The organism is Fusobacterium mortiferum ATCC 9817 (assembly GCF_000158195.2).
Lineage (GTDB): Bacteria > Fusobacteriota > Fusobacteriia > Fusobacteriales > Fusobacteriaceae > Fusobacterium_A > Fusobacterium_A mortiferum.
On the sequence record NZ_GL987988.1, the window covers coordinates 1023621 to 1029877 of the forward strand.

Genomic DNA, 6257 nt, shown 5'->3' on the forward strand with positions numbered 1-6257 from the left:
ATAGTTCTTAATTTTTTCTTCCTCTTTTACTTATTCTGGTTAAACCTTTATGTTTACCTGAACTATTTTCTTTAAGAGCTAATCCAGCATATTTTTGTACTTGTTTAGCAGATTTAAAACGTCTTATATCCCCTACTTCAGCAACAAAAGATATAGCTGTTGCTATTCCAATTCCTTTTATTTCTGCGATTTCCTTTATCATAGGAATTTTCTCGCATAATTTATTTAACTCTTCTGTTATTGAGTTCAATTGATTTTGTTTATATTCATAATCTTCAATTAAAAGTTTTATTTCAAATCTGGCTGAAGAAGTTATATTTTTACACCCAATACTTTTTTTAGCAGCTTCTTCCAGTTTTTTCGCTTTATCCAAACCAACTGCTCTAAGTTTAGTTTGTTTCCAACGCTCAACTATTCCTTCACTTCCTAATTCTACAATATCTTTTGGTAAAGGTGTTTCTTTTAAAAGTAAAAAACCACTTTTAGAATCTATTGAAGAATATATTTTTTCATATTCAGGAAAATATATACTTAACCATCTATGAATTTTATTTTTAATTGAAATTATTTGTTGTGTTATATCATTTTTTAATTTATCAGCTACTCTTAATTCTCCATAAATTCCTTCAGGAATATATGGAAAACTATATCTACCATCAATTACCAATTTAGCAATTACTTTAAGATCTTTTGAATCATTTTTAGTTTGTAAATTATCATCTAACTCCTTACTTTGTTTAACATGATAAGGATTAACTATTGCAATAGTGATATTATTTTCTTTTGGATACCTCCTTGTAGATATATTTAAAGATTGAACTACTTTAATTTTACATTGAGGTATCTTTTTTTGTTACTATTTTTTTATTATACAGGAATGCTCCTTTTACTCTATAAATTAAAATTATATCACTATGTTTATATATCAAAAATCAGTTTTTCTAAATATTTATATATAAGATATATTTATATGCAATACAAAATAAAAAAAATAAGTATTTTTTAATAAAGTATAATATTTTGATAATTTAATCTTTACAAAATCAAAATTATTGTATATAATATAAAGGTAGATTATAATAGAACAAAAAAATTAGGAGGAGTGTTATGAGATTAAAAACAATACTTAAAAGTATTTTTATAGTTCTATGTTTTTCTTTTTTATTCATTAGTTGTGGAGAAAAAAAGGAAACAGAAGAAGTTGTAAATGATACAGCAGAAAAAATTACTTTTATAGATTTAGCAGGAAGAGAGGTTACTTTAGATAAACCAGCTGATCGTATTTTCTTAGGATTTTATGAAGAATCTTACTTAGCTGTTGCTAAAGATTTTAGTAAAGTTGTTAGTATTTCAAGAGCAGAATGGGTAGATTTTTTTACAGGACAATATAAGGCTTATGAAGAACAAATGCCTTCTATTAAAGATATGATAGATACAGGCTCTATCTATAAAGCTTCTTTTAGTATGGAAACTTTATTAAATTCAAGACCTGAAGTTGCTATTTTAGCCCCATTTCAATATGAAACCTTAGCAGAAAATATCAAAAAGTTAGAAGATTCTGGAATTAAAGTAGTTGTAATAGATTATAATTCACAAACTTTAGAAAAACATATGCAAAGTACAAGAATCTTAGGAATGATAACTGGAAATCAAGAAAGAGCAGAAAAATTAGCTTTAAATTATGAAAAAGCAATAAAAGAAGTAGAAGAAAGAGTTGCAAAAGTTGATCCTAAAAAACGTGTTTATATAGAATTAGGAAATTTAGGACCAAAAGAGATAGGTAATAGTTATGGAGATTATTTATGGGGAAGTTTAGCAAAATCAGCAGGAGGAAATAATATTGCAGAAGGAAAAGTTGAAAGTTATGGACCTTTAGATCCTGAATTTATTTTATCTTCTAATCCTGAAATGATATTGTTAGCTGGTTCGCGTTGGTTTAATGATGCAGGAGATAGAGTTTTAATAGGATTTAATGTAAATCCAGAAGAAACTTGGGCAAGAATAAAGCCATATCTTGAAAGAGCTGGTTGGGATAAACTAGATGCAGTAAAAAATGGACAAGTTTTTGCAGTGGATCATGGTGGATTAAGAAGCATTTATGACTATGTCTATGTTCAATATATTGCTAAATCTTTATACCCTGATTTATTCCAAGATATAGATCCTGTTAAAAATTTAGAAGAATTTTATGGAGAGTATCTTCCAGTTAAACCTAATGGAACATTTATGACACAATATCAAGTAAAATAAAAAGCTAACATTGAAGTAAAATATAAAAGAGAAAGGACTATTACAAATTTATTTAATGTAACAGTCCTTTTTCTCTAAAGGAGGAGGATAGAATGGAACATAAATTAACAGGAGAAGAAATGTATAGGAAGATAAATCAGAAAAGAAGATTAACTTCTTTATTTACATTAATTGCTATTTTAATTGCATTATTATTTGATTTATTTATTGGTTCTTCTGGAATGAGTTTAAAAGATATTATTGTAGTATTGTGGCAAGGTCCTGGGGTAAAAAGTATAGAAACTTCTATTATTTGGAATATAAGATTACCTATGACTTTAATCTGTTTAACAGTCGGAGCTTCTTTAGGACTAGCAGGAACACAAATGCAAACAATTTTAGCAAATCCTTTAGCAAGTCCTTATACGTTAGGAGTATCTTCAGCAGCAGGATTTGGGGCAGCTATTGCATTTATTTCAGGTTTCCCTTTTAAAAATATACCTTGGGTAAATGCACCTTTTATGGCATTTATGATGACATTGACAGGAACTATGGCAATTTATTTTTTAGGAAAAGTAAAAGGAATGCGTGCTCAATCTATGGTACTTTTTGGAATTGTAACACATTTCTTTTTCCAAGCACTGTTATCTTTGGTTCAATTTCGTTCTACACCAGAAGTAGCAGGACAAATTGTCTATTGGATGTTTGGTAGTTTATTAAAAGCTACTTGGGTAGGAGTATTTGCAAGTGGTTTTATTTTCATTTTGTGTGCTTTATTACTTTCACGTTATGCTTGGAAGTTAACAGCATTGTCTGCAGGAGAAGAAAGAGCAAAAAGTTTAGGAATTGATACAGATAGAGTTAGATTGCATGTATTTTTAATAAGTTCTTTACTTACAGCAGGAGCAGTTGCTTTTGTTGGAACTATTGGCTTCATAGGCTTAGTAGCACCCCATTTTGCAAGATATTTTGCAGGAGAAGATCAAAGATATTTAGCTCCAATGGCTTCTTTATTTGGAGTTCTTCTAATTACATTTGCTTCTATTTTAGCAAAACTTATAATTCCAGGAATAATTATTCCAATTGGAATTGTTACATCTTTAGTAGGAGTTCCATTCTTAGTATTTTTAATTATAAGGAAAGGTGTTTAATATGTTACAGTTAGAAATTAAAAATATTGTAGTCAATTATGGAAAAAAAGAGGTAATAAAAGATGTTAGTTGTGTTTTTAATGGAGGAGATGTAATTTCTCTTATCGGACCTAATGGAACAGGAAAAACAACTATTTTAAAAGCAATTGCAAAATTAATTAGTCATCATGGTGAAATTAAAATTATACAGGATTCGGAAGTAAAAACATTTAGAGAAAGTATTACCTATGTTCCTCAAATGTCAGTCAATATAGTAAATTTAACCGTTTTTGAAATGGTACTTTTAGGAAGAGTAAAAGATTTAACATGGAAAGTAGAAAAAGTACATTTAGATGCAGTTGCTCAAATTTTAGAAGAATTGCATTTAACTCCTTTGAGTTATACTAAGTTTTCTAGTTTAAGTGGAGGACAAAAGCAAATGGTTATTATGGCACAAGCTCTAGTATCTGCTCCAAAAGTACTGCTTTTAGATGAACCAACAAGTGCTTTAGATTTAAAACATCAGTTACAAGTAATGGAAATTGCAAGAAATTATACAAAGAAAACAAATGCTATTACAATACTTGTATTACATGATATTGCATTAGCAACTAGATATAGTGATCAATTATTGTTACTTCATGAAGGATATTCTATGAAACAAGGAACAGTCCAAGAAGTTATTAGACCAGAACTATTAGAAAAAGTATATGAAGTAAAATTGGATGTTAGCCGTAGTGAAAAAGGATATATTACAGTAACACCAATTTCTACTATTAATGAATAGAGGTGGAGATTATGATTTCATTAATACAGTTTTTCTCTTCATCTGTTTTATTAAAACAAGAAAAAACAGAACAAGAGATCCCAGATAAAAAAACAATAAATAAAGAATATTGGAAAGTAGCATTTCCAGCTGCAATAGAGGGAGTTTTACTAAACTTAATGTTACTTGCTGATTTAATTATGGTAGGAATGTTAGGTATAGAAAAAGCAGCAGCAGTTGGTATTGTAAGTCAACCAAAAATGATTTTACAAATGATTGTTAGTGCAGCAGGTGTTGCAATAACTGCAATTGTAGCAAGGAGAAAAGGCGAAGGAGATGAAGAAGGAATAAACAGTTGTATTAAGCAATCTCTTTTATTATTAGGACTTTTATATTTTCTTTTTGTGTGTTTGAGTTTTATTTTTTCTAAAAATATTGTTTCATTTGCAGGAGCTAATGAAGATTATATAGAATATGCAAGTATTTATTTTCAATATATTGCACTTTCTGTTTTTTTTAAGGCTCTATGTGTTGTATTAAGCTCTGCACAAATTGGAGTTGGAAACACAAAAATAGTTTTAATATCAGGAATGATTGGAAATGCTTTAAATGTGCTTTTAAATTATCTTTTAATTTTTGGAAAATATGGATTTCCTGAAATGGGAATACAAGGAGCTGCTATTGCTACTGTTATTGGAAATGCAGTTATTTTTATTATACTTTTATATTCTGTTACAAAAGGTGATTATGGAATCAATATTCTAAAAAAAGGAAGCTATCATTTTACTAAAAAAGTATTAGCTCCACTTCAAGAAATTGGGGCAAACTCTTTCTTAGAACATATTTTTGAAAGAATAGGTTTGTTTATTTTTGCTAGAATGATAGCAAGTCTTGGGACAGTTGCAATGGGAACACATCACTATTGTATTCTTTTATGGGATTTATATTATTATTTTGGAGTTGGAATGAGTGCTGCTAGTGCTTCTTTTACAGGAAGAAAATTAGGAGAAAAAAGGAAAGACTTGGCTATTCTATATATGAGAGCTGCACAATATTCAGGTTTGTGGATTTCTATTTTTGTAGGGATTATTTTTTATCTGTTAAAAAATTCTATTTTTTCTCTAATGATTTCAGATGAGCGAGTAATATTATTAGGAAGTAGTGTTATGATGATTATTTCTTTATTAATTATTCCTCAAACACAGGCACAGGTAACAGCTGGAGTATTGCGAGGGGCAGGAGATAATCGTTTTATTGCAATTTATTCTTTATTTATTAGTGCAATATTACGCCCTTGTTTAGCATATATTTTTGCTTTTATTTGGAAATTTGGATTAGTAGGAATTTGGATAGCTTTTTTTAGTGATGAATTTTTAAAAATGTTATTAGCACAGTATAGAATTCAAAAAGGAATTTGGTTACAAAAAAAAGTTTAATATTTATTAAAATTTTAAAAGAAAAAGGGAGCATTCCTGTATAATAAAAAAATAGTAACAAAAAAAGATACCTCAATGTAAAATTAAAGTAGTTCAATCTTTAAAAATATCTACAAGGAGGTATCCAAATGAATTGTAACCAAAATTTTAAAATTAGTCAAGTAACAGAAGGAACTTTAGTGCTTGGTATTGATGTAGGAAGTAATACTCATTATGCGAGAGCTTTTGATTGGAGTGGCTTAGAACTTTCTAAAGTATTTAAGTTTAAAAATTCTTTTGAAGGATTTCAAAGTTTTGTTTTGTGGGTTAATGATTTATGCTGTAAATATAATAAGAGTAAAGTAATCGCAGGATTAGAGCCTACAGGACACTACTGGTTTTCTTTAGGTGAATTATTAAAAGAAAATAATATCACTATTGCAATAGTTAATCCTTATCATGTTAAACAAAGTAAGGAGTTAGATGATAATTTACAAACTAAAAATGATTCAAAAGATCCTAAAGTAATTGCTAAATTGGTAATTGATGGTAGATATAGTTTTCCATATATTCCTGAAGAAATTTATGGAGAATTAAGAGTAGCTGATAAATTAAAAAATGATATAACACAACAAATAATTTCAATTAAAAATAAAATTCATAGATGGTTAAGTATATATTTTCCTGAATATGAAAAAATATATTCTTCAATAGATT

General features: G+C 28.1%; 6 protein-coding genes. 5 read left to right on the forward strand and 1 reads right to left on the reverse strand.

Features of this window, described 5'->3' with window-relative positions:
* Positions 1-7 precede the first annotated feature (7 nt).
* Positions 8-844 carry a transposase gene (locus FMAG_RS13290; RefSeq protein ID WP_315940540.1) on the reverse strand — a complete coding sequence of 279 codons (837 nt, stop codon included), beginning with the start codon at positions 842-844 and terminating at the stop codon, positions 8-10.
* 263 nt (positions 845-1107) lie between these two features.
* On the opposite strand from FMAG_RS13290, the gene FMAG_RS05830 reads away from it, so the two are divergent.
* The 5 genes from FMAG_RS05830 to FMAG_RS05850 all read left to right on the forward strand — a co-directional run.
* Positions 1108-2250, forward strand: a complete 1143-nt coding sequence (locus FMAG_RS05830) for an ABC transporter substrate-binding protein (protein WP_005884934.1) — start codon at positions 1108-1110, stop codon at positions 2248-2250.
* A gap of 92 nt (positions 2251-2342) precedes the next feature.
* Positions 2343-3380 carry a FecCD family ABC transporter permease gene (locus tag FMAG_RS05835; protein WP_005884937.1) on the forward strand — a complete coding sequence of 346 codons (1038 nt, stop codon included), beginning with the start codon at positions 2343-2345 and terminating at the stop codon, positions 3378-3380.
* A 1-nt stretch (position 3381) separates the two neighbouring features.
* Positions 3382-4146: an ABC transporter ATP-binding protein gene (locus FMAG_RS05840; RefSeq protein WP_005884939.1), complete on the forward strand. Its 765-nt coding sequence runs from the start codon at positions 3382-3384 to the stop codon at positions 4144-4146.
* 11 nt (positions 4147-4157) lie between these two features.
* The gene (locus tag FMAG_RS05845) at positions 4158-5561 is read left to right on the forward strand and encodes an MATE family efflux transporter (protein ID WP_005884941.1); all 1404 of its coding nucleotides are present in this window, start codon (positions 4158-4160) and stop codon (positions 5559-5561) included.
* A 128-nt stretch (positions 5562-5689) separates the two neighbouring features.
* Positions 5690-6257 (forward strand): IS110 family transposase (locus FMAG_RS05850; protein ID WP_005884943.1); only part of this gene is annotated, 568 nt, incomplete at its 3' end.

What these genes read in the sequence shown, in the direction of transcription:
- FMAG_RS05830 (WP_005884934.1), top strand. Translation starts at nt 1,108, where the DNA reads ATGAGATTAAAAACAATACTTAAAAGTATTTTTATAGTTCTATGTTTT.
- FMAG_RS05835 (WP_005884937.1), top strand. Translation starts at nt 2,343, where the DNA reads ATGGAACATAAATTAACAGGAGAAGAAATGTATAGGAAGATAAATCAG.
- FMAG_RS05840 (WP_005884939.1), top strand. Translation starts at nt 3,382, where the DNA reads ATGTTACAGTTAGAAATTAAAAATATTGTAGTCAATTATGGAAAAAAA.
- FMAG_RS05845 (WP_005884941.1), top strand. Translation starts at nt 4,158, where the DNA reads ATGATTTCATTAATACAGTTTTTCTCTTCATCTGTTTTATTAAAACAA.